The organism is Methylobacter sp. Wu1, from assembly GCF_036553575.1.
GTDB lineage: Bacteria > Pseudomonadota > Gammaproteobacteria > Methylococcales > Methylomonadaceae > Methylobacter.
Genome location: NZ_JAZHOC010000022.1, coordinates 1 through 22,486, shown reverse-complemented (window position 1 = coordinate 22,486; position 22,486 = coordinate 1). Strand labels below are relative to the sequence as shown.

The 22,486-nt window shown below is 56.4% G+C and carries 16 protein-coding genes; 5 read left to right on the top strand and 11 right to left on the bottom strand.

Annotated elements, in window-relative coordinates; genetic code table 11:
- Positions 1 to 395: 395 nt before the first annotated feature.
- The 11 genes from V2P20_RS02180 to V2P20_RS02130 all read right to left on the bottom strand — a co-directional run bounded on the left by V2P20_RS02180 (position 396) and on the right by V2P20_RS02130 (position 17,006).
- Positions 396 to 1,337, bottom strand: coding sequence for a glycosyltransferase (locus V2P20_RS02180; protein ID WP_331815656.1), 942 nt, complete (start codon positions 1,335 to 1,337; stop codon positions 396 to 398).
- Positions 1,330 to 2,532, bottom strand: a complete 1,203-nt coding sequence (locus V2P20_RS02175; protein ID WP_331815653.1) for a glycosyltransferase — start codon at positions 2,530 to 2,532, stop codon at positions 1,330 to 1,332. The genes V2P20_RS02180 and V2P20_RS02175 overlap by 8 nt, the downstream gene beginning before the upstream one ends.
- 30 nt (positions 2,533 to 2,562) lie before the next feature.
- On the bottom strand, positions 2,563 to 3,444 hold the full coding sequence (locus V2P20_RS02170; RefSeq protein WP_331815650.1) for a glycosyltransferase family 2 protein: 882 nt from the start codon (positions 3,442 to 3,444) through the stop codon (positions 2,563 to 2,565).
- 5 nt (positions 3,445 to 3,449) lie between these two features.
- Positions 3,450 to 4,232 (bottom strand): glycosyltransferase family 2 protein, encoded by a 783-nt coding sequence (locus tag V2P20_RS02165; protein ID WP_331815648.1) that lies wholly within the window; start codon positions 4,230 to 4,232, stop codon positions 3,450 to 3,452.
- Positions 4,233 to 4,272: 40 nt separating this feature from the next.
- Complete coding sequence (locus V2P20_RS02160) at positions 4,273 to 5,217, bottom strand: class I SAM-dependent methyltransferase (RefSeq protein WP_331815646.1); 945 nt, start codon at positions 5,215 to 5,217, stop codon at positions 4,273 to 4,275.
- 91 nt (positions 5,218 to 5,308) lie between these two features.
- Positions 5,309 to 6,625, bottom strand: a complete 1,317-nt coding sequence (locus tag V2P20_RS02155) for a lipopolysaccharide biosynthesis protein (protein ID WP_331815644.1) — start codon at positions 6,623 to 6,625, stop codon at positions 5,309 to 5,311.
- Positions 6,626 to 6,647: 22 nt separating this feature from the next.
- Positions 6,648 to 7,895, bottom strand: a complete 1,248-nt coding sequence (locus V2P20_RS02150; protein WP_331815641.1) for an O-antigen ligase family protein — start codon at positions 7,893 to 7,895, stop codon at positions 6,648 to 6,650.
- Between the two features lie 3 nt (positions 7,896 to 7,898).
- Positions 7,899 to 10,271 (bottom strand): polysaccharide biosynthesis tyrosine autokinase, encoded by a 2,373-nt coding sequence (locus V2P20_RS02145; protein ID WP_331815639.1) that lies wholly within the window; start codon positions 10,269 to 10,271, stop codon positions 7,899 to 7,901.
- A 51-nt stretch (positions 10,272 to 10,322) separates the two neighbouring features.
- Positions 10,323 to 11,441: a polysaccharide biosynthesis/export family protein gene (locus V2P20_RS02140; RefSeq protein WP_331815636.1), complete on the bottom strand. Its 1,119-nt coding sequence runs from the start codon at positions 11,439 to 11,441 to the stop codon at positions 10,323 to 10,325.
- A gap of 14 nt (positions 11,442 to 11,455) precedes the next feature.
- The gene (locus tag V2P20_RS02135; protein WP_331815633.1) at positions 11,456 to 12,880 is read right to left on the bottom strand and encodes an undecaprenyl-phosphate glucose phosphotransferase; all 1,425 of its coding nucleotides are present in this window, start codon (positions 12,878 to 12,880) and stop codon (positions 11,456 to 11,458) included.
- A gap of 514 nt (positions 12,881 to 13,394) precedes the next feature.
- Positions 13,395 to 17,006, bottom strand: coding sequence for a hypothetical protein (locus V2P20_RS02130; RefSeq protein ID WP_331815658.1), 3,612 nt, complete (start codon positions 17,004 to 17,006; stop codon positions 13,395 to 13,397).
- A 409-nt stretch (positions 17,007 to 17,415) separates the two neighbouring features.
- Between V2P20_RS02130 and V2P20_RS02125 the strand changes: the two genes are divergently transcribed.
- The 5 genes from V2P20_RS02125 to V2P20_RS02105 all read left to right on the top strand — a co-directional run bounded on the left by V2P20_RS02125 (position 17,416) and on the right by V2P20_RS02105 (position 22,391).
- Complete coding sequence (locus V2P20_RS02125; RefSeq protein ID WP_331815630.1) at positions 17,416 to 18,876, top strand: HAMP domain-containing sensor histidine kinase; 1,461 nt, start codon at positions 17,416 to 17,418, stop codon at positions 18,874 to 18,876.
- Positions 18,877 to 18,883: 7 nt separating this feature from the next.
- Positions 18,884 to 19,456 carry a hypothetical protein gene (locus V2P20_RS02120; RefSeq protein WP_194970162.1) on the top strand — a complete coding sequence of 191 codons (573 nt, stop codon included), beginning with the start codon at positions 18,884 to 18,886 and terminating at the stop codon, positions 19,454 to 19,456.
- A 5-nt stretch (positions 19,457 to 19,461) separates the two neighbouring features.
- Complete coding sequence (locus tag V2P20_RS02115) at positions 19,462 to 21,063, top strand: HAMP domain-containing sensor histidine kinase (RefSeq protein WP_331815625.1); 1,602 nt, start codon at positions 19,462 to 19,464, stop codon at positions 21,061 to 21,063.
- On the top strand, positions 21,060 to 21,788 hold the full coding sequence (locus tag V2P20_RS02110; RefSeq protein ID WP_331815623.1) for a response regulator transcription factor: 729 nt from the start codon (positions 21,060 to 21,062) through the stop codon (positions 21,786 to 21,788). Before V2P20_RS02115 ends, V2P20_RS02110 begins: the two co-directional genes overlap by 4 nt.
- Before the next feature lie 309 nt (positions 21,789 to 22,097).
- Entirely contained in the window at positions 22,098 to 22,391 is a 294-nt protein-coding gene (locus tag V2P20_RS02105; RefSeq protein WP_331815621.1) for a hypothetical protein, read from the top strand.
- The last annotated feature ends 95 nt before the right edge of the window (positions 22,392 to 22,486 follow it).

The window sequence follows — 22,486 nt, the reverse complement described above, 5'->3', positions numbered from 1 at the left end:
AAGTGTCGCTAGCGCGACGGCTTTATTTAATCGGGTTTATCGCACCCGAAGGCGAGTTACTTTCTTTTGCGCGGCCAAAAGAAAGTAACCAAAGAAAAGGCCGCCCGGTTGCCGCTTGTCTCACTCGGCACATCCTTGTGCCTCGCCCTCCGGGTGCAAGGCATGCAAATCGGCTATCCTGCCGATTTGTCCTGCGCTCCTCGCTTTCGCCGAGGGTTGCCAGAAGGGCCATCCTTGGCCCTCTGGCAACGCGCTGCATCCATGCAGCGCCCCTATGGGCTATTCTCGCCGAAAGCTGCGGTGCTCGGCGCGGCAAACGGGATGAAACCGCCCGTGCGTAACATCAACTTTTAATGGCTTCAGCAGAATAGCTCAGCCTGCAATACAGGCGTTGTCTACATTTGTTTCAATTTTGCCTCAGAGTCCGGCAGGATGGTAAGCCAGTAGGATCGATGCAGACTGAGGTACTGGCTGATAGCCCGGGGCAGGGAGCCGCCCATTTTGAATCCTAGCCATTTGAGCATCGTCCGCAGCACCGCGGAAGGAATCAGCCACGGCGCTTTTTTCAGCAGATAACGCATCTCCGATACGACATAGCGCCGCCCTTCGCCGGAGGCGCCGCCAAATAATTGCTGGAGCCACGGCGTATGGGTATGGAAAACGCCGATGTCGAAGTAGCGCTTGAACTCATCCAGAAAATGGTAGTCGTGGGAATGGAACACTTGGGCTTCGGCGCAATAAGCGATTTGCCAGCCGGCCGCCAGCATTTGCGCGGCCACATACGTGTCTTCATTCATGATGGTGTCGGCAGGGAACCCGCCCACATGGGTCAGCGTGCTGCGCCGATAGGCGGCGAAGGAGTTGGAGATAAAGGCCGTTTTAATGCCATAGCGTGCCCGGTCTTCCAGACCGCGCAGCTGGCTTTCCGGCGGATAATTGAAAAGACGGGCATGGGCGGCGATCGGCCCTGCATTCCGATGCGGAAGCTGGCGTCCATAAGCGGCGCCGACCCGCTTATTCTCGAATGCGGCCAATAGCTGCTCGATGGCATCGGGGTTGGCCAATAAGGCATCCTGCGTCAGGAACACGATGATATCCGCATCCGGCATCATCTCCACGCCCATTTGGCGCGTACCGCCGTGGTTGAACTCGGCCCTGGCGATCACTTTCACGGTAAAGCCATGGGCGCGCGCCAAGGCCTGGGTGTTATCGCTGGAGGAAGAGTCGATCACCAGCAGGTAGTCCGGCTTCCGGGTCTGTTGTTCGAACGCTTCAAGCCAGGATTGCCAAAGCTTGCCGGCATTCAGGGTAGGGACGATAAGGCCGACCTTATTCATATGATGAACCCTCCGCCAGTTTTTGCTGCGCACGGCCAAGACCAGTCCTTGTCAACGCCTGCCAGACCCGATCGCCCAGCTTGACGGGATCGAGCTGTTGCTCGACGTATTGCCGGCCATTGGATGACATCTGTTGCCATTCCGGCAGGTTCAAGGCTTGAGCTTTACGCAGAACCTCGCATACCGAAGCTTCATTTCTATCGAAGATGAAGCCGGCACCGGCAGATTCGATATGATCCCACGCCAGTCCTCGGGCCACCAGAACCGGACGCCCCGCCGCCAGGGCTTCAGCCACCACATTGCCGAAGTTCTCGCGCATGCCGCCGGCTTCTTCCAGCCCTGAAGGCAGCACCAGAAAATGGCTGGACGCCAGCAAATCCATGACTTCATCGCGCTGCAGATAGCCCCGGTAAGTGATAGCGCCTTGTGCCTGTTCGACCAGCGCCTGAAACTCTTCGAAATAGTCGCCGTCGACGCTTCGGCCGGCGATCACCAGCCGATCGGCGGGCCGGCGGACTTTCAGCCACGCCCTGATAAAGGCGTTGATGCCTTTTTCCTGCTGAATGTGGCCGAGAAAGCAGAGCTTCATGCCTTCTCCGGCCGGATGTTGGGCCACTTCAATTTCACGGCTGTCGATGCCATTGGGAACCTGCAGTATGCGCGCGTCTTCGCCGAGCACATCGCGCACGCCTTCGGCTTCGGTGTCGCTGGTGCAATGCACGGCGATGGCTCGGCGCAGGGTCGGAAAGGTCAGCCATTTGTAGTAAAGCCATTTGTGAGGTTTCTGCTGCCGGATCAGTGCAACATGTTCAGGCATCAGCCCGCCGTGCACGGCGACCATGAACGGGCGGCGCAGCAGCACGCAGAAAACAGCCGCCAGCGTGGAAGGCCAGGTGGCGATGCCGTGGATATAGACGACCGGCGCCCGCAGGCATAATTTGAACAAGGCCGGAATGGCGCCGAGCCCGAAGCCCCAGCGTCTGAAGCCATAGCAATGATAGAGGTCGACCTCCACCTGTTCGCCAAGCTGTACCTGTTCAGGGCGCAATCGGCCGTCGATGGATTCGTCGGACGAAACCACCGCCATTTTGTGTCCTCGTTCCGCCCAGGCCTTGGTCAAAACGCTGGCGGTGACGGACACGCCGCCGTAACCTTTGGCCGGAGGTATATGCGTGGTAACGATACCTGCATTCATAGTATTTTTCCTGAATCTGTCTGTGAATAATTAAAAACTGTTGCGGGGCTCGCGTTCGGGGCTTTGATAGGCCAGAAACCCGCGCCAGACGCCGACGAGATTGTAAAAAGAGTAGGCCAGCTTTTTCGGATTCAGCAGAACCAGGGCCAGCAGCATCTTGATGGCGGGCGCGACGAACATCTTGCGCACGATGTAATACAGAATGAACACGTCCAGCTGATTGGCGAATTTCCGCATGTAAGCGCCGACGCCGGTGGAGTACATGAGCATCCGGCTGGTGCCGAGCTTATAGTGATCCTTGTCGGCGTGATAAATCCTGATGTCCGGCGTATAGAACGCAGTGCAGCCGGACCGCAGCAATCGATACAGGAGCTCGAAGCCTTCGCCGCCGGAGTATTTCGAGCCGATGCCGAAGTCGTGATCCATGTAAAACTGCCTGCGGTCGATCCGGTTCATATTAAAGAACTGCGTGAACTCGACGCCCATCATGTGAAAGCGCGAGAAATAACGGGCTTTGGGACTGTTGACGCCGATGCTGAACCGGTCGGAGGCAAAGTCGTACGAGCCCGCCACCAGAATCGCGAGGTCCTTGCGGCTTTCGAATTCAGACACGACATTTTTCAGCACATCGCTGTCATAAGCGCAGTCATCGTCAGGGAAAGCGATGATGCCGCCTTTGGCAAAGCCGATACCGTAATCTCTCGCCCTGGCATTGCCGGCAAAATTTACTTTGATATGGTTGACCGGAAAGCAGCTTTTGAACGGTTCGACGATAGCGTCGATTTTGCCGTCCTTGTTCTGGTCGATAATGATCAACTCAAAGTCCTGATAGGTCTGGCCCTGCAAAGACTTCAAAAAATCGACCAGTTCGCGGTCCCTTCCCAGCGTTGCCAAAACGAGTGAAATTTTCATAATGATCACCTTGACTGAGTGGCGGCTTTCGCCTGGACATAGATGGTTGCCTCATACCAAGTGAACATGAGCGCAAACTCCAGCCCTGCAAAGCCGTCCAGAAAACCACCTCGCAACACAAAGTGGTATAGAAACCGGGCGACAATCCTTAGCCAGGACCGCCCCAATAAGACGCTGAGTCGCCCGCGTGTAGTCATTACGGCGCCGGTGGTCGGCTTGAGCTGCACTTCCTGCGCGGCTTTGCCGACATGCTTGTGCATCCATTCGATAATTTCGCCGTGGTAAAAATAGTGTTCGTAAGGAATGTCGGTGTAGCCAAGCCGGCACGTATCAACAACGGCTTCGCCGTGTCCGGTGTGGTTGCGTACGAACCGGACAGTCTCCCTGCGCACCAGCCTCGGGTGATAAATGGGATAGCCGGGCGCGTAATTCAGGCGCTTTTCGCGCAGATACAGGATCGACGGCACCATCAGCACATCGATAGCTTCATGGCCGGGCATCCCGGATTCAAACCAGTCATAAAACTTTTCGGGATAGATTTCGTCGGCGTCGACAAACAAAATCCAGGGCGTGTCGATGCCGCACTGATTGATGGCGAAGTTGCGCTGTTCGGCAAAGCCGGGCCAGGGGTTGTGGTAAATCCTGCAGCCGCGGCTTTCGGCGATGGCCAATGTATTATCGGTGCTGCCTGAGTCCACGATGACGATGGGATAGCGGTCGGGGATGGCTTGCAGGCAACGGGGCAGGTTGGCTTCCTCGTTCTTGGTCAGAATAGCGACTGTCAGCATAGGTTCTTTCTGAAATTTCCGGTTTGCATGCACGGCAAGGTTATTTCTTGACCGCATAGAGATTGATGTAAATGCCCAGTCCGAAGAAATTCATCAGACCGGCGAACGGGATTTGCACAAACCTGACCAGCGCGTCGGCTGCGGCAGCCGGTCTCCCGCTTAGCCCCAAGCGTCTGGATAGCGCATTGAACGGTACCCTAGTGATCTGTTCCACCTTAACCACATGGAAACCGTTCTGTTCGAGCAGGGCTGTCAGGCCTTGCTCGGTAAAGTAATTGACATGCTCGGGTACCCACAGGCAGGCGTTATCCTTCGTTCCCAGCAGCCTGACCAGGAACGAATCGTAATTGGGCACGGCGCAGGCCAGAACGCCGCCGGCGGTCAGCAGGCTGGATACCTTGCGTATGGCGCGGTTCGGCTCGAGCAAGTGCTCCAGCACCTGCGACATCAGCACCACGCCGAACGGTTCAGTTGGTTCAAAATCCTCGAACATGACAGGCACCGGCTCGTCGCCGTTCAGCTTTCGGAACACCTCGTTTTCGTATTCGCCGGGATTGATGCTGACCGTCTGATAGCCCGCTTTTTTCAGCGCGCGCGTGTAGAAACCAAAGCCCGATCCAATATCCAGCGCGCGGCGGTTGTCGGAATAATTGTACTGGTCCGCATGTCTGGCCATGCGTTCGGCGTCCACCGTGCAGTTGGGGAACTCGGCTTCCCTGGCCAGCACATCCTCTATGGTGACAGGTTGGGTCAGCGCCTGCCCCGAGTATTGGTAAATGGCTTGCAGCCACTGCACATGCGGAGGCTGGTTCAGGAAACCGGTGCCGCAGTCGACGCAGCGATAGATATGGAATTCCTTGTTGTCCGCGCCGTCCGTGTATTGAAAATTCTTCGTCCGCCAATAGCTTATTTTTTGACTGCCGCAGGCCACACATTCGTGTAAAACGTCGCCATAGATTTCTGATGTTGCCGGTGCATACGCCATAGTGTTTATTTTTTCCTTTAACGGGCCTGTTGGTTAAAAATAGGGTTCAGCAATTTTATCTCTCAATCATTAGCCGATCATTACGAGCGTTTCAGGCTGCGGCATTGCAACTTGCCGCTTCGATGTCGTCATTGTGCTGCAGACTGATGACTCGCCACGGTTTGGCCAGCAACGCCAGAACCAAGGTCTCGACGCCGTAATAGATAGGATTGGCCATAGCCGCGCCCATCAGACCGTAATACTTCACCATCAGCGGAATGCTGATGACCGCCGCCACAGCGCCGCAGACGCGGCCAAGCAGGAACAGCCGGGTTTTTTTATTGGCCAGCAGCGGCTGGCCCACGACGGTTCCCAGAGCGTGCAACGCGGATCCGACCGCGATGGCGGGCATCAGCGCAACCGCCGAATGATACGATTTTGCCAGCAGCAAATCGGCCACCCAATCCTTGGTCAACAGCAACAGCGACACGCCGATGATGCCCATGGCAATCACGCAGCCTATCCACAGCCACAACAGCTTGCAGCCTTCCTTCATGCGGTTCTGCGAACATTTTTGAAAGTAGGCCGGCTGAAAAGTGCGCAGCAGAACCATCGCGCTGCGGTTGAACGCCTCGTTGATGATCAGGTAAGTCGCCGCATACAAACCCACGTCCGCGGCCGTCATCATATAGCCGATGACATAGCGGTCGCCCAGGCCGTTGAGCCAGAAAATCAACTCCATCGGAATCAGGGGCAGGGCATAGGCCAGCACATCCCGCCTGAAATTGCGCGACCTGACCGGCCGGCGCTCCTTGTTGTCCTCGGCTTTCACGCGCTGGATCAGCGACCAGACCGTATTGGAGACCAGGCTGGCCAGGATGTAGCCCAGCAAGATCCATTCGGCCTGCCGGCCCAGATACCAGACTAGCGAGATCGAGATCATCGGCCGCAGGATGCTGTCGGTGGTCTGCCACAGGCTCGCGCCCCGCTGCTTGCGCTCGCCGATCAGCAACTGGATGCCCAGTTCCCGGCGCACTGTCACCGCCAGCAGGATGCCTGCCAGCGCGTACAGCCAGCTGTCGTTGTGGGTAAGATAGCCGTAGACGGCACCGCCCGATACCAGAAAAACAATCGCCAGCATCGTAGAGCTTCCAGTCAGGCTGGCCACGACACCATGCAGGTCGGCGCGCTCCTGCCTGTTCTGGCACTCCGGCAAAATCCGCATGCCGGCACAGATGAAAGGATAGGAAAAAAGACTCACGCCCAGCGCGACAAAGCCGTTCAGCAGGGCGACCTGTCCGTAGGTCTCCGGCGCGACCAATTCGGTCAGGATGCGCGTGCCTGCCAGCAAGGCCAGAGCCGATGCCAGTTGTCCGAACAGCGCCCAGAACGCATCGCCGAATAAACGTCTTTCTTTCAATAGTCCCATAGTGTCTTTTAAAGGCTCGCTGTCAGTTGGGGCGCTGATAATAGGAGTCCGAAGCTACCGGGCCGGATTTCAACGGGATCGCATTGGGAAGTCCGGTTCCTAATACGGTTCCCCACAGGTACATCAGCATCGCATTTTGCGGAAAATACTCCCACATATTGAAAGTCAGTCCCGCCACCAAAATAAACATGATGACCAATCCCTTATTGGAATGGACGGATACCTTTGTCGTCATCCATAAAAAGCCGACATAGGCCAACAGGCCGATCACGCCATAGCCGTTCAGCAGGAATAAATACAGGCTGTCGGAATCGAACTGGCCAGGGAAATATTCGGCGCCATAGAGGACATTGATCGTATTGGAACTGAGCCCCAGCCCCCAGCCGAACAGAACGTCCTCAGGCCCGTCAATATAATTGGAAAAGATCCGTTGCCACAAATCCAGGCGGCCATCCTGGGTCGGGTCCGCGTCGTCGCGGCCTGAGAGCAAAGGGCTGGAAGCCAGGACCAAGGCGCCGACGGCCAAAAGCGGCGCCGGCATGACCAGCGCCCAGCGGTCGCGCGGACGCAGCGCCGCATAGATCTGGAAGAACACCACCAGCAAGGAGCTGATCAGCGCCGTACGCGAGCCGCTCAGCAGCGCCAGGAAGATGCTCACCGCCATCCACTTGCGCATGCCCGGCACCAAGGCGAACAGCAGCGAGCAGGTCGCCATGGCCGCGCCGAACAGGTTGGGGCTGACGAAGGTGCCGAAAGGCCGGCCGCCGCCCAACAGCGACACGCCCAGTATCGGCGGCGCCCACAAGGCCTGGGTGATCGCCAGTACGGTCTGGAGCGCCATGTAATAACGGAGATAATGCGCAAATTTATAAAGGACATATTCGCCTGCGCCCAGACGGCTGGTCGCAAAGCCGATCAACGCAACGGGCAGGTATTCGAAAATGCGCAGCCCCGCCATCGGCACGACCAAAGGCAGGTCCAGAGAAAGCGCATAGACGATTTCACCCAGCACATAAGTGGCTATTACGGTAAGAAAGGCAAACACGGGCGCGATCAAGATGCCTTGCCGCAGGCGCGTCTCAAGAAATCCATAGACGATGAGCACCAGCAGCATGACTTCACGCAGTATGCGCAAACCGAAATCCTGCTCGCCGTAAACCTCTTTCACGCCGTTCCAGTTCGACTCCATCTGGGGCAGCGCCGCCACGGTCGATGCGCAGACCAACGCAAACAGCAGCATCGGCAAATCTTTCTCCAGGCGCAGATTCATCGCTTAAGTCCGTTCCTCATCCATTGCCAAAGGCGGCAGCACTTCGGTTTCCGGCTCCTGGTTTCTTCTGAACCACTCCTCGACCGCCTGATAGCCGGGGATTTTTTCAGACAAACTCTTTTGGTTCGCATCGATTTGGGTGCTGTAGGCGTAGCCATAATAAGGCGAGTACGATGAGCCTTCCTTCATGTTGTTGATGATAAAGCCGTTCGGTTTGATGCCGACCTGCTGGAAGCGCTTGAAGCTGACTTCCAGCTCTTGCGCAGTATAGCGGCCTTCCTTGACGACCAGGAACGTGGCGTCGGCGTGCTTGCCCAGAATGGCCGGGTCCGTGGCGCCCAGAATCGGCGGCGAATCGATCACGATATGGTTGTAAAAGCTCTTCAACTGTTCGATGATCTCTTCCAGGTTGCCGATCACCAGCAATTCCGCCGGATTCAGAACCGTGTTGCCTTTCGGTATGAAGTCCACGCCGACTTCGGGCAGGCTGACGATGACTTCGCCCAGCGTGGCCCGGCCGGCCAGCAGGTCGGAAAGGCCGGGCTGGCGGTCGACGGAAAACGCGCTGTGCAGTTTGCCGTTGCGCATGTCGGCGTCAATGACCAATACACGTTTTTTGATGCTGGCCAGCAACGCCGACAGATTGGTGCTGACGAAAGACTTGCCCATACCGGGCGCCGGACTGCTGACCATGATGACTTTGCTTTCACTGTTGGCTAAAGTCGCTTCCAGCGTGGTGCGCAGGCCGCGCAGCGATTCGACGGAGATATCCTGCGGGTCCTGGCTGGCCAGAATGCCGGGCTCGCGCGCCTTGCCCTGATCAATCAGGCGCGCCAAACGTTGCTGCTTCTTGCTGTGCGGGATGGCTGCGTACAGCGGCAGGCCCACCTGATATTCCAGCAGGGCCGGATAATTGTCATGGCGCTGCAGGGAATATCTCAGAAATATCGTAGCCGAACCGCCAGTCAGGCCCAGCAGGCCGGCGATGGCCAGCAGCAGGCCGGGTCTGGGCCAGTAGGGTTTTTCCGGCGTGACCGCGTAATCGACGATGCGCGAGTTGCCTAAGGAGCCGGCCGCGGCGATGCGCTGTTCCTGCGCGCTGTTCAACAGCGAGGTATAAAGCTCGGTGTTGACCTGTACATCACGGGACAGGCTGACCACGCTCTGCTGCGTGCGCGGCAGATCCTTGATGCGCTTGTTCAGCGCCGCCAGCTTGCCATTGACGTGCTTGATCTGGGTGTTGGTGGCGATCATGTCCGGATGCTCGGATTCCAGACGCTGGCTTTGCTCGTCGTGCTTCTGTCTGAGCTGGATGCCCAGGGTTTCCAGGTCCGAAGCCTGTTTCAGCAGGATTTCAGCTTCGGCGGAAATGTCGACCGCGCCGTGTTTCTGCCGGTAAGCGCTCAGGCTTTGCTCCGCCTTTTCCAGCCGTTCCTTGACGATAGGCAGCTGGCTTTCCAGAAACGCCAGTTTTTGTCCGGCTTCGGCGGACTCCCAGTTGACGGTCGCGTTGACATAAATCGTGGCGATGTCGTTGACCGATTTAGCCAGTTGCTCCGGGTCCTTGCCTTTCAGTTCGACGCTCAGAATATCCGTGTCCTTGGAAACTTCCTTGACGGAAAACGCTTTTTGCAATGTTTCGATGGCTTCCAGCGAAGTTTTGCGGGTCAGATCGAAATGCGTGCCGGGATTGGCTTCAAGCTCGGAGAGCTTGAGGACCACGGGCGTGCTTTCGCCGATATCGGCGCTAACGGACTCGCCGACCGCGCCTTCGGCCAGCGGCTCATCCTTCGGACCCAGCAGCTGGAAACGGCCCGCTTCCAGCGCGATCAGGGTAAATTCCTTGCCCAGATAGCGATCGGGCACATCGAAGGTGTCGACCTTCAGCTTCTCGCCGCCCCAGGCCCAGCGGCTGAATCCCAGCCAGGGGCTGGCCAGGCCGTCATGCGCGTCATGCTTGCGCGCCAGCGTCTCACCGATGACAGGAAAATAGCGCGGGGAGGCTTGCACGGTCAGGTTGAGATTTTCCACCACTTTGCCCAGCACCGAACGGGAACGCAGGATTTCCACTTCACGCTGCGCATTGGGACCGTCGGCTTCGGCCGGCGCCTGGTTCTTGTCGCTGTGCAAAGGCGCCGCCAGCAGCGCCTTGTTCTTGTCGATCCGCAGCATCGCGTCCGCCTTGTAAGTGCGCGGCGCCAGCACCAGATAGACCGTCGCTATCAGCAATGCTGCCAGTGTAGCCAACAGAATGGTCTTTCTGCCTTCGACCAACAGATCGACATAATCTCGAATACTTACGCTACGTTCTTCAATTCGCGGGAGCGGTTGCGGATTCAGCGGCGGGATTGAGCTAACTTCATTCTGTAAATACATAATCGCTTTTTTCCTGATCGTGTGAAAACAAACTTTTTCCTTCGAATGCCATTACATGCCCATGAAGGCGGCGCGCGACATGACCGAAGTGAAAGATGACGGCAGGATCTGGTTCAGTACGCGTGACCACTGGGTAACGCCCGCCGTGCCTACGAAAACGGTATCATGCGGCTGCAGGGTAAACTGGTCCGCAAGAATCATGGAATCAGGCGACTCACCGTTCAATTGGAAGATTTCCGGCTTCATCTCACTGGTGCGGATCACGTAAATCTCTTCCGGACGGGAAGAGTTGAAATCAACGCCGTAAGCTTCCGCAATCGCCTGGGCCAGCGTCATCCGTTGGCCGCTTCCGATTTGCAGGGCCTGCTGCCGGCCGACTTCACCCATGATGAACACTTTGTTGTCTCTAAGGTCGGGGATGTTCAGCACGTCGCCGTCCTTGAGCATCAGGTTCTGGTCCATGCCGCCTTTTTCGTACAGTTTCATGACGTCGATCTTATAAAGCTTGCCATCGCGGGCCAGCGTTACGTTGGCCGTATCGGCTTCCTCGGTCACGCCGCCGGCGCGGCTGATGGCTTCGGCAATGGTCATTGGCGTCTCGTTCATGGACTGGACGCCCGGTGTTTTGACCTGGCCGACGACGGCGGCCCGATGGCTCTGGAATGAAAGCACCCGGACATCGAGTTTGACTTTCTTGAAGTATCTGGAAAGTCCTTGCGTCAATGACTCGCGCACTTCATCGACGGTTTTTCCGGCTACGGGAATATTGCCTACGTAGGGGTAATAGAGTGTGCCATCGTCCTGAACTGTCTTGCCGGCCAGGGTGGGGTCGATTTTCTCGCTGCCCGGATCGTTCAGCTCCGGATGATCCCAGACGGTGATTTGCAGCCTGTCATGCGGGCCGATCTTGTAAGGCGTTACCGGCGTGCTGTCGGTCGGCAGGCTGTTCATGGACGCCTGCTGCTTCAGGTTTTCCTTCTCGATGATCAGGTCGGCGGTAATCGGAATGATCGGCGCTTTTTCCTTGACCAACTTGCCGTCTTTCATGGTCGGCACTTCGATATGCGACAGCGGGCTGTTGGTCTCCATTTCCATGCCCGGCGTCAGGGAACACGCCTGCAACATCAAGACGGGTAACAGAGCAGTTGATCTAAAGAGGGATCTAAACATGGACGTAGGTTTCCTTAATAGGCGTTTTTGTTGATGAAGCCGGACACAATCGTGCGCAGCGCAATTTCCAGGTCGAACCAGATCGACCAGTTCTGAATGTAATACAAATCGTGTTCAATGCGGCGGTTCAGGTCGGTATCGCCGCGCCAGCCGTTCACTTGCGCCCAGCCGGTCATGCCCGCCTTGACCATGTGTTTTTTCATGTAGTTCGGCACCTGGTCTTTGAACACTTCCACGAAGTCGGGGCGTTCAGGGCGCGGGCCCACCAGCGACATGTCGCCTCTCAGCACATTGATCAGCTGCGGCAATTCGTCCAGACTGGTTTTGCGCAGGAAGCTGCCGAATTTGGTGGCTCGGTTTTCGCCGGCCTTAGCCCAGACCGCGCCGGTTTTGGCTTCAGCGTTTACCGGCATGGAACGGAATTTTAAAATGGTGAACTTGCGGTTGTTCCAGCCGACCCGTACCTGACGGTAAAACACCGGTCCCGGCGAACTCATTTTGACGCCCATGGCGAGCAGCAGCATCAACGGGCTGATCAGTGCCAGGATGATGAATGCGCACAGGCGGTCTTCCAGTTCCTTGATATAGCGGTTGACGCCATGCAGAGGCGAGACCGATACATCCAGCGTCGGGATGCCGGCCACCGTGTTCAGGCTCAGGAATTTGCTTTGCTTGAAAGCGAAGCAATCGATGACCAGGCGGATGCTGACCGGCAGATGGCGCAGTTCATGTTGCACGCGTTCCGCTTGCGATACGCCTTCCAGCGGGAATGAGACCCACACTTCGTCGACGCCCTCCCGCGTGACGATGTCAGCCAGATCATTCAGTTCACCAAGGCAGGGCAAAGACTCGTCCGCCGCGATTTGAGCGCCGGATTGATCGTCTATATAACCGATGACCTGCAGGCCCGCCCAGGGGGATTGATTCAACTGGCGGCTGGCCGCAACCGCCATCTGGTTCAAGCCGACCATGACGACTCGGCCCTGCGACAGGACATGCGCGCGCATCCAGCGCAACAGACGGGAAAACAGGCTGCGGGCAACCAGGACGTATACCAGTCCCAGTCCGCCCCAGGTGGCGATCCAGCGATAACTGGAACCGAACCAGAATTGCAGACGAACCAAGGCGACAATGGAAATAACAGTTGCCAGGGCAGAGAACCAGGCTCTGACGATGCGGGCGACTTCGCCGCGCATCACGTCATTGTGCCAGGGCCGGTAAACCTGTCCGATTTCGAAAAAAATGATGGCTCCCAAAATGCCAAGCGCGATAACTATGCGGTGATAGGTATCGATGACGAGCTGTCCGTGCCATAAATAGTAGGCAGTCCAGGCGGCGCAAAACAGCATGGCAATGTCGATAAACCTCAGCAATAAGATCGCCGTATGTCCATATTGCTTGAAGAGTCCGTTGAAGATATTTCCAACACTGGGTGGCATATTCGCTAAACCTCTGTTTTTTATATGCTTGATAATGATCGGCAGCAACCGCGTGTCCCGAAGGTCAACTTGAGACTGGCGGCATAAGCCGACCGCATTGATTTAGCGTAAAGATTACAGAGGCAAGATGAGAGACAACCGAAGAGTTTGATTAAGATTAGATGAAGATTTTATTAATTTTGGATGAGGAAGAGGGAGGAGGGGCTGGGCCGCCGCGCTAACCCGGATATTAACATCCCTGACGGGGCATATTGCCCCGTCAGGGATGTTTGGCGTTGGTCAAATGCGCCATTTGGTCCGAACATCATGGAAATGTTGGGGACGAGGTTGCAAACCTCGTCCCGCTGGGTTTTTTAAACCTGTGGGAGCGACTAGCGGCCGGACGGGGCATGTTGCCCCGTCCGGGATGTTTGGTATTGATCAAATGTGTCATTTGGTCCGAACGCCATGGAAACGTTAGGGACGAGGTTGCAAACCTCGTCCCGCTGAGGGGCGTGAGTAAGTCCTGCCAATGTCAATTTCCGGTCAGCCGTTCATAATCGGCTCGGGTGAGCACATAGACCGGGCTGGCGGAAACAGGGATGCCTGCGTTTCCGGTTGCATCGACCGGGAGTGCCTGGACATGGCCTACCACATCGACGAGCACCCAGGGTTTGCCCGAATCCAGCCTTAGCGGCCAATCGCCGGCTGCCTCATCCGTTCGCCAGATCATTAAAGTCGGGCCGAAGTAGGCCGCCTGAAGGTTGGCGTCTTGAGTATCGAAAGCCTTATAGGGCAGGCCGTCAATCAGGGCGCTGGCCGTATATAAAGCCGCTTCCCCTGGCTTGTGTCCCATGGAATAGTCCCAGAGCCGGCCGTAAGCCAGGTCATATTCATGCGCTATGCAGAACGCCAGCCCCAGGTAGTCGTTGCGGCTGTTGACCCAGGCTATTATTTTCGCGGCCTGTTCCGCCTGCCAGCGTCGTCCCGTAAAGCCATGCATGGCTTTGGCGCCGGTCTCGCCCAGCCAGAACGGCAGACTGTTTTTCTTGCCCAGGCTGGCGTAAGCGGCCAGAACGCCCCGCTCATCTTCGCTGTCGCCATTGCCGATAGGCCCGCCGAAACGGGGCGGTTTTTGCGGATAGGCGTGCACGTCCCAGGCGTCCTGATAATGATCCAGGCCAAGCTTCAGTACCTCTTTGAACCACTGGCCCGAGCCGTTGCCGTTCATGTCGCCTGGACGGACCAGGCTGCCGCCGACGTAATGGGCGTCACTGCGCGTCTTGTGCGCCTGTTCGTATTCCCATTTGGCCCGTTGTACCCAGTGCTCGGGATTGCGCAGTTTCTGCCATTCAGCTTCCGGGCGGATGTCGATCTCGTTGGTCGCTTTGAAAAATCGCGTAAACGGCGCTGCGGCGCTGATGAATTTCTGGCCGTCTTTGGTATTGTCGTTGAGCCAGGAACTGTCGCCCGAGGAATCGGCGAACAGCACCAGACCGCGTTTCTTGGCCTGCTCCCACTTGGCGCGGTACTGAGGATCGAAGCCCGGGTAAGTGCCGTAGCTTTTATAGATCCCCATCCGCTCCAGCCAATCGAAATAACCGCCTGCCTGCCCGAAGCTCTTATCGCCGTCGGCCAAAGCGTAATAGTCGTTGTTCCACAGTTTCTTGCTGTCCAGCCTGCGCTTTTGCTCGGTGTTTCCGGCTACGACCGTAAAGCCGTCGGCGGGATAGGCCATGATCAACTGGCTTTCGGGCGTATACAGGGCAGGGTAGACCGCGTAATAGCCGGTCTCCGGCGCTTTGCCGAAATTGACTTCGACTTGGCCGGGGAACAGTCCCGCTACGTCTTTCGTTGCGATCTCGTTGCCGCTGTAATCGACCAGATGCAGGCGCAGCTTGGCCTGAAATCGCGGCATCGGCGCCTGTAGTTTGGTTTCCTCCAGGATTGGATGCCAGCGCATATCCACGCGCAGTTTGAGCGGGTCGCCCGGACGAGGCAGATTGGTCGGTGCATCTACGGAGATCAGCGGGCGCAGTTTGGCAGCCACGCTGTTCAGTGCGGGATCGACGGAGGGGTCGGTCAGTTGCGTTTTGATCGAATCCAGCGGTCGGCCGGACGAATCGGTAAATTTGCCGGTAAAGGAGAAACGCTGGCCTTGGTCGTGCTGCATCGCCAGTTTGATCAGCAGACTGTGCCAGCCCGGCGACAGGTTCAGTATTGCGACCTGCGGCGCTTCGGGGCGCTCGGATAAAGCGGTCGCCACTAATCCTTCCGTGGTCAGGCCCTTGAGCAGATTTTTTACCGTTTCGCCGACCGACGAGAATCCGGACGGCGGGTTGGGGTCATTAGCCAGTTTGACTGGCTGTCCGTCCAGCCAGCCCGCGGTCCGGATGCCGGATTGTTTCAGATGCAGCAGGGCCTGCATGGCCTGATCGACATGCAGATAGAGCTGCGCATAGCCGCTGCCGCGCGACCAGCCGTAGGAATGTCGGGTGCTGGGCTCGATGACCGCGGTGCCGTCGGATTCCGTGGCGGCAGCCTGCCATGTCCGCATTTCCCCGCCCATCATTTGCAGGCTGGGATAGGGCTGATCGGGATTTGGGCGCAGGACAGTCTCGCTGTCCAGCCCATAAACCGAAACGCCCGCCAGGCCGTCTTGCAGGCCGCCGACCAGCCACGCTTCGGGGATGCCGCCATGAAGCGGTTTGGGTTCAGCCTTGCCGGCCGCAGCAGGCTTGGGCATCGTGCCGGCTTTAACCGGGTCGGCAAGGAATTTCGCGGCATCCGCTTCGTTTTTGGGCTGCGCCAGAACGCCCAGAATAGTGTAATGATCATCAGTCATTACCGCCGCGGGCAGTGCCGGCAGATTCAACTTCTGGGCCAGGGATTTGGCTTCCGGTCCGACCAAGTAGGATACCGAGAATTTATCGTAACTTGGCCGCGCAGCATCGGCAGCCAGACCGCGGAACAGGATCTCATCTTTTTCGCCTTTGCCATCGAGCACATAAAGATGCTGTTTGGCATTCGGCTCTGTTTTGGTTAGCGCCAGAAAGCGGTTTCTGGCCTGCGCCTGCTCAGGACTCATCCAGTCCCCAAGCGGCGCTTCCAGCTTGAGCAGGAAGGCGTCGAATACTTTGGCGCCGTCCGCTTTGCCGGAATTGTTGATTTCCAGCCAGTGGTCGCCAGGCAATACGGTAACGGTCGACGGCGATTGCAGCCACTGGTATTCCCAGGGCGAGGTGTTAGTCAGATCAAAGCTGCCGCGCGCAGCCAATTCATCCGGCTTTGCACCGGCCTTGACCGTGAAATTCTGAGTGACTTGGGAGACTTCCCCTCCGCTTTTGTAACGGGCGAAAACCCGATACTGTCCGGGCGTAATCACGGGGTTAAGTTCGAAGCGAAAATTGGCGCCCCAGTCGCCGAAGCCCTGATGGAATACCTGAACCTCGTCCTTTTCAGTCAGCAGCGATCCGGCGCCGGGACCGGGCGTGGCAGCGCCGAGCTGGACTTGCACGGCAGGGTCTTTTTCCACCGATGCGCTTGGTGTCTTGCCTAAATCCAGAAGCACCAGCGGTCTGTCCGCTGTGCCGCTTGCGGGCAAGGGAGGCGAGAGCAGGAAGGCGTCGAAGACCTTGGCGTCATGCCCGGCGCCATTATCGCGCACCTCGATAACGGCATCATCCGCCTTGAGAGTTATGGGCGACTCCGCGGCTATCCAGGCATAATCCCAACCCTTGGGCTTCATGGACAGTACGGCGCGCTGTTCCAGTCTGGACTGGTCCGGTCCGGCCCAGACTTCAAAAGACTGCACGCAGACATCGGGTTCGCCGCCCTGCCGCCAGCGCGCCAAGAAAGTGTATGGTTTAGCAGGCGTGCCGGGCTTTATCTTGAAGCGGAAGTTGACCTTCCATGTGCCGAAGCCGGGATGCAGGGAAGTAATTTCATCTTTGTCCGTTTGAATCGAAGCGTCGCCTTCATGACCGGAAACCACTCCTCTGTAGACCTGCACGGCCTTGTTGTCGACGCCGGCCGGCTCACTGCCCAGCTCAAGCAGAAGTGCAGGGTTCTCGGCCGTGCCCGTTATCGATAATCCCGCGAGCCCGGCGGCGCCGGCATTGGATAACCCGGCCGACACAACCAGCATTGCCTGTATTATAAGAGGGAATATTTTCAATGAATTCATGAGGTTAAATGTTTTTTGGCGGGTAAGGCTTGATGCGGCACAAATGAAGCAAAAATTAATCTTGATCGATTAAGCCAATATTAAAGGTTAAATCCTAAGATGAGCTTAAAATTTCACGGAGCCTGGTAAATAAATGTATCATAGTGACCCTATCCGAATCAGGGTTGTATAGAATACTTGGATTTTCAATGCCGGGAACAGGCTTTCGTGCCGCTCTGGTATCTCAAATGGATTATCGGAAAGCAAGGTTACTTTTGACGATCCAACACAACAATCAATGAAAGATTTCAGTTCCTCTTTTATTCAAAAAAACTTCAAAAAACCGGATTTCTCCATCCTATGGAGCGGGTTTGCATCGGTTTGTGCGCGGATGAAATTCAGAAACATCCTGTCGTTAAAATCCCTGATCGTTCTGGGTTTTGTCGTTGCAGTCATTCCTCTTTTCCTGGATGTGATGTATGCGGCTTACGCCATGCGCGACACGGCGACATTGGGCAGAACCATCAATTTCCAGGTTTTCGAGCAGACCAAGACCATCCGTCAGGTTCTGCAGAAAGCTTCCGATATCGAGCGGAAAGCCAGGCTGTTCGTTCTGCTGTCGGACCCATCCCTGCGCCAGCCTTATGAGCAGCAATCGTATGAAAATGCGCGGGCGTCGTTCAAGCAGGGCTTGAATGAGTTGCTGAAACTGCATGTGGATAACAAAATCGCCCTGCTGGTCAACGAACTGTCGGAAAAGGAAAATCTGATTTATCAGCAGATCATGGGGGCGGCGGATGAGAATAATCCCGAATTGCCGATCGACGAGGCTTTTCAGGGCTTGCGCGAAGCCTCCAATACCCTTTCGCGCGAATTTGAAAAACATGTCGATCATGAATTCAATGAATTGCGCCAGCAGTCCGAATCTCTTGAACAGGCTCTCTTGGTCAAAGGGGCTGTCTTGCTGCTGATTTCAATTGTTTTCATTGTGATGCTGCTGGTTGTGCTCTCGCGTTCGATGCGGCAGCTCGATGCCTCCATTCGCCGCCTGGGGTCCGGAAATCTCGCAGAACCCATCCTGGTGACAGGCCCTTCGGATTTGCGCTATCTCGGCAATCGCCTCGAATGGCTGCGCACGCATTTGATGGAACTGGAGGTTTCAAAGCAACAGTTCATGCACAACGTCGCCCGCGAGATCGAGGCGCCGCTGGAGAGCATCCGCGAGGGCGCGCAACGGCTTGCCGACGAGGCGGATGGCGAATCGGACAGGGCGCGGCAGGAGATCGCGCTGGCGCTGTGCGCCAACAGCGAAAAGCTGAAAACCGTGTCCGAGGAACTGGTCCGCTACAGCCAGATCAACTCGATGCCGGAAATGAATCTCAAGAATACCGTCAATATGAAAAACTTGCTGGAATCCGTCATCGAGGATTTTCAACCTCTGCTGCAGGAAAAAGCCATCGCGCTGAAGAAGCTGGTCAGGCCGGTCGAGATTTCCGGCGTCCATGAGCAATTGCGGGGCATTATCGAACAACTGCTTGACAATGCCTTGAAATATTCGCCTATAGACGGCGAAATACGCATCATGCTGCGCGATGCGGGCACGCAAATGGAATTGGAAATCGAAGATGAAGGGCCCGGCATCGATCCGGATGAACGTCCGCATGTCTTCGAACCCTTTTATCGCGGCAAGGCTGCTCAAAACGGCGACTACGCCCAAGGCCCCGGACTCGGGCTGGCCATGGTCAAGGAATATGTCGCCAACCACCAGGGCAAGGTCGATATCATTGACGCAAGAGAAGATCAACAGGGGGCCCGCATCCGGGTTCAAATACCGTTAACCGGAGAGGCCTGAGAAAACTATGCTGTTACAACCTATACGATTTATATGCCTGGCGTCAGTCTTGCTGATGACGGGATGCGCCCAGTTCAATTCCGGTTTCGGGGGCGGGTTTTCAAACAATTACAGCGATCCCTATGCCCGGTCCGATTATGAGGAACTGCTTACTTTCGGCGACAACATGGCCCACATGTCGGCCTCATCGCGCGCCGACGTGTGCCGGACATTAGTGAGACGGCAGAAAGGATCGCGCGATCCCGGCGTTCAGCTGCACCTTATGGTGGGCCGCCTGCTTTCCGATTCCTGCGGTTCGATTTCTAAAGTGCTGAGAGGGGTGGAGACGGTTCCCCTGACCGACTCGCGTCTGCAGAGATTTGTTTCCATCAATACGGAAGCTTTGAAACGCATGAACAGCGGATCGAGAAGGTCTTCCGTATCGGTGGACAGCAGACCGAAAAAAGCCCAAACCGTGTATGAACCGAATGATTCAAAAGGATCAAGGAAAGATGAAAACCGGCTGTTGCGGGAAAAGCTGGAAGCCATCAGGTCCATGGAAAAGCAAATGGACGAGAGCGAGAGCGCCGACGAAAATTAGTCCGTATGTTTCGCTTTCGATTGGCGGCAGTCATCGCCGTCTCGTTTGGTTTTGTCCTGTTCCTGGGGCTTGTGCTCCATTGGGGTTCCGACCGGGTTGAATTGTATTTCCAGCGCAGCCAGGCCGCGTACGAGACTTTCGATCATTACGAGCAACTGTCCCAGAAAGCCTATCGCCACTTCAAGCAGCGCATGGACCGGCTGGTGGCGGATACGCCAGTTGCAGGCGCCGGCGTGGAGTCATCCAAACAGCATCTCTACGAGGCGATGGAGGTGCTCAGGAACACCGCAATCAACACGCAGGCCGCCGGGGATTCTGCCGAAGATTGGCAGGACAAACCGGGCGAGCTGGAAAGGGTTGCCCGTTTCACCGCTTTCCTGGAAGCTAGCGAATATCGGTTCGATGAAGTTGAAAAACTGCGTCAGCAGGGCAAGCGCGATATGGCGGTACTGGCGCTGTCGAAATTTTCCGAAGAGGAAATCGACGGAAAATTCCAGCCCTTGATCGATGCCGCCATCAACGCCGAGCGGGAAAAGGCTGGACAAGCCAGGGAAGAACTGGAAGCGTTGGTTGCCCAGTCGCGCTGGATCGCCGTCCTGGCTTCAGCGAGCGCGGCGCTGTTCAGCCTCATGTCCGGCGTGCTGCTCTTTCGCGGAGTTAGAAAGCCTATCGAAGCCTTGATGAAAGGCACCGATGAAATAGCTTCCGGCAATTTGTTTCATCGCATTGCCCTCGATACGCGCGATGAATTCGGCTATCTGGCCGCCCACTTCAATGAAATGGCCCAGAAGCTGGAGGTTCAGCAGGAAAAGCTGCAGGAGGGGCGCGCCGTGCTGGAGAAAAAGGTGGCGGAGCGTACCTTCGAACTTCATCAATTGAATGAAGAATTGAAGCGCATGGATGTCCAGCGGTGCGAGTTTTTGGCCGATATCAGCCATGAACTGCGCACGCCGATCACCGTCATTCGCGGCGAGGCGGAAGTGACGCTGATGGAAGAGGAACTGGATACCGAGGAGTATAAGGACGCTTTGCAGCGCATCCTCGAACTGTCCATGCAATTGGGCAAATACGTCAACGATCTGTTGTTTCTTGCCCGCGCCGAATCCGCCAATATGCAATTTGAATGGGACAGGCTGGACCTGGCTGAACTGGTGGCCAGCACTGTCGAGGATTTTCAGGTCATGGCCCAGGAAAACTCGATTTCGGTTTCTCTGGATGCGCCGGCCGAACCGGTGTGGGTGCACTGCGACAAACAGCGGCTTCGGCAGGTGCTGTTCATTCTGGGCGACAATGCCTGCCGGTATTCCAATCCGGGAGGGCACATCGCGGTCGAATTATTCACGGACGGCGATGAGGCATATCTTAGCCTCAGCGATCAGGGCATCGGCATACCGTCACAGGATCTGGAGCGTATTTTCGACCGTAACTTCCGCAGCAAAAACGCACTTCATATGCGGGCAGACGGCACCGGCCTGGGCCTGCCCATGGCCAAGTCGATCGTTAAGGCGCACGGTGGACGAATCACCGTGACAAGCACCGAAAATTCAGGCTCGAAATTCACGATAACGCTGCCGCTGATTTCGGCAGAACAGGACGATGTTGCATGAACGAAAAATACCTAAAACCCGACAGTCTCTCAAGCCCTGGCTACATGCGCGTGCTGCTGGTGGAAGACGATGAGCGTATTGCCGATTTTGTCCGGCGAGGGCTGAAGGCCGAAGGCTTTTCCGTTGAAGTGGCCCGCAGCGGGAAGGAGGCCATTCCGCTGGGCACCGAGGGGCAATTTCAGGTCATCATCCTGGACCGGGGCCTGCCCGATCTTAACGGCCTGGAAATTTGCGAGCGCCTGCGCAGCAATGGCGTCGACACGCCGATTCTGATGCTGACGGCCAGGGACACGGTGCAGGACAAGGTGGCCGGTCTGCGCTCCGGCGCCGATGACTATATGACCAAGCCTTTCGCATTTGAGGAACTGCTGGCGCGCATCGAAGTACTGATGCGCCGCCGCGGCGTCGAGGTCAAGCCGGAAAGCAAGGAATTGCACATAGCCGATCTGGTCCTGAATATTGAAACCCATGAAGTCAGGCGCGGCGATGCTTTAATTGATCTGACGCCCAAGGAATTTTCCCTGCTCGAATGTTTCATGCGCATGCCGGGCAAGATGCTGAGCCGAACCCGCATTCTGGAACAGGTATGGGGCTACAGCGCCGATCCGTTGACCAATGTGGTGGATGTGTACATTCGCCAGTTGCGGCGCAAAATCGATGACGACTATGAGCTGAAACTTCTCAAGACCGTGCGTGGGTTCGGCTATAAAATGGATGCTTCCTGAGCGTTGCTGCAATGATGTGAAGATCGTTAAAGTCTTTATTCCAGGACTTACGCAAGCCTGTGGGGGCGACTTTAGTCGCCCATTCAGATAAAAGGCGACTAAAGTCGCCCCCACAGGTTTTAAAATCGCTTATTTCGAGGACTGAACAGGCAAACTGCGTAATTTCTGTATTTCTGCGCCTGATCCGGCATAAAGGCGAGATAATTGCTCTCATGTATTGGAGAATGTCCAAGTGTGCGTTTCCGCACCGACACTGCCTGATTTTACGGCCAATATTCCGGTTCAAATGCTCCATAAAGGAGGTTAGCGATGAAAGACTCCGTTGATACTTCAGACAGGGTGCGATCCCATACCTTACCAACCATTAATCGTCATATAGACCGAGAGATCGAGGCTCGGGTTCGTCGGTATGTGGCTCGAAGCAGAGAAGACATTACGCGCCGCATATGGGAACTTGACCGAGAATGGGATATAGAACGCGTGCTGGAAACCAATGCTTCAGCTTTAGCTTTTACCGGTCTTTTCCTCGGCAGAAAATACGACAGGCGCTGGTTCTGGCTGCCCACTATTGTGTTGCCGTTTGGTAGTGGGTTAAATCTGTAATTTGGCATGAATATCCAAGCCAAATTCAACCTTGTTAATCAGTAATCCGATGACCGTATCATGCAGGGTTTCCAACTTTGAGAAGCAGATTGTTT

Excerpts from the sequence above, each read along its gene's own strand:
- V2P20_RS02180 (WP_331815656.1), bottom strand. The coding sequence starts at position 1,337 with ATGAATAAGGTCGGCCTTATCGTCCCTACCCTGAATGCCGGCAAGCTT.
- V2P20_RS02175 (WP_331815653.1), bottom strand. The coding sequence starts at position 2,532 with ATGAATGCAGGTATCGTTACCACGCATATACCTCCGGCCAAAGGTTAC.
- V2P20_RS02170 (WP_331815650.1), bottom strand. The coding sequence starts at position 3,444 with ATGAAAATTTCACTCGTTTTGGCAACGCTGGGAAGGGACCGCGAACTG.
- V2P20_RS02165 (WP_331815648.1), bottom strand. The coding sequence starts at position 4,232 with ATGCTGACAGTCGCTATTCTGACCAAGAACGAGGAAGCCAACCTGCCC.
- V2P20_RS02160 (WP_331815646.1), bottom strand. The coding sequence starts at position 5,217 with ATGGCGTATGCACCGGCAACATCAGAAATCTATGGCGACGTTTTACAC.
- V2P20_RS02155 (WP_331815644.1), bottom strand. The coding sequence starts at position 6,625 with ATGGGACTATTGAAAGAAAGACGTTTATTCGGCGATGCGTTCTGGGCG.
- V2P20_RS02150 (WP_331815641.1), bottom strand. The coding sequence starts at position 7,895 with ATGAATCTGCGCCTGGAGAAAGATTTGCCGATGCTGCTGTTTGCGTTG.
- V2P20_RS02145 (WP_331815639.1), bottom strand. The coding sequence starts at position 10,271 with ATGTATTTACAGAATGAAGTTAGCTCAATCCCGCCGCTGAATCCGCAA.
- V2P20_RS02140 (WP_331815636.1), bottom strand. The coding sequence starts at position 11,441 with ATGTTTAGATCCCTCTTTAGATCAACTGCTCTGTTACCCGTCTTGATG.
- V2P20_RS02135 (WP_331815633.1), bottom strand. The coding sequence starts at position 12,880 with ATGCCACCCAGTGTTGGAAATATCTTCAACGGACTCTTCAAGCAATAT.
- V2P20_RS02130 (WP_331815658.1), bottom strand. The coding sequence starts at position 17,006 with ATGCTGGTTGTGTCGGCCGGGTTATCCAATGCCGGCGCCGCCGGGCTC.
- V2P20_RS02125 (WP_331815630.1), top strand. The coding sequence starts at position 17,416 with ATGAAATTCAGAAACATCCTGTCGTTAAAATCCCTGATCGTTCTGGGT.
- V2P20_RS02120 (WP_194970162.1), top strand. The coding sequence starts at position 18,884 with ATGCTGTTACAACCTATACGATTTATATGCCTGGCGTCAGTCTTGCTG.
- V2P20_RS02115 (WP_331815625.1), top strand. The coding sequence starts at position 19,462 with ATGTTTCGCTTTCGATTGGCGGCAGTCATCGCCGTCTCGTTTGGTTTT.
- V2P20_RS02110 (WP_331815623.1), top strand. The coding sequence starts at position 21,060 with ATGAACGAAAAATACCTAAAACCCGACAGTCTCTCAAGCCCTGGCTAC.
- V2P20_RS02105 (WP_331815621.1), top strand. The coding sequence starts at position 22,098 with ATGAAAGACTCCGTTGATACTTCAGACAGGGTGCGATCCCATACCTTA.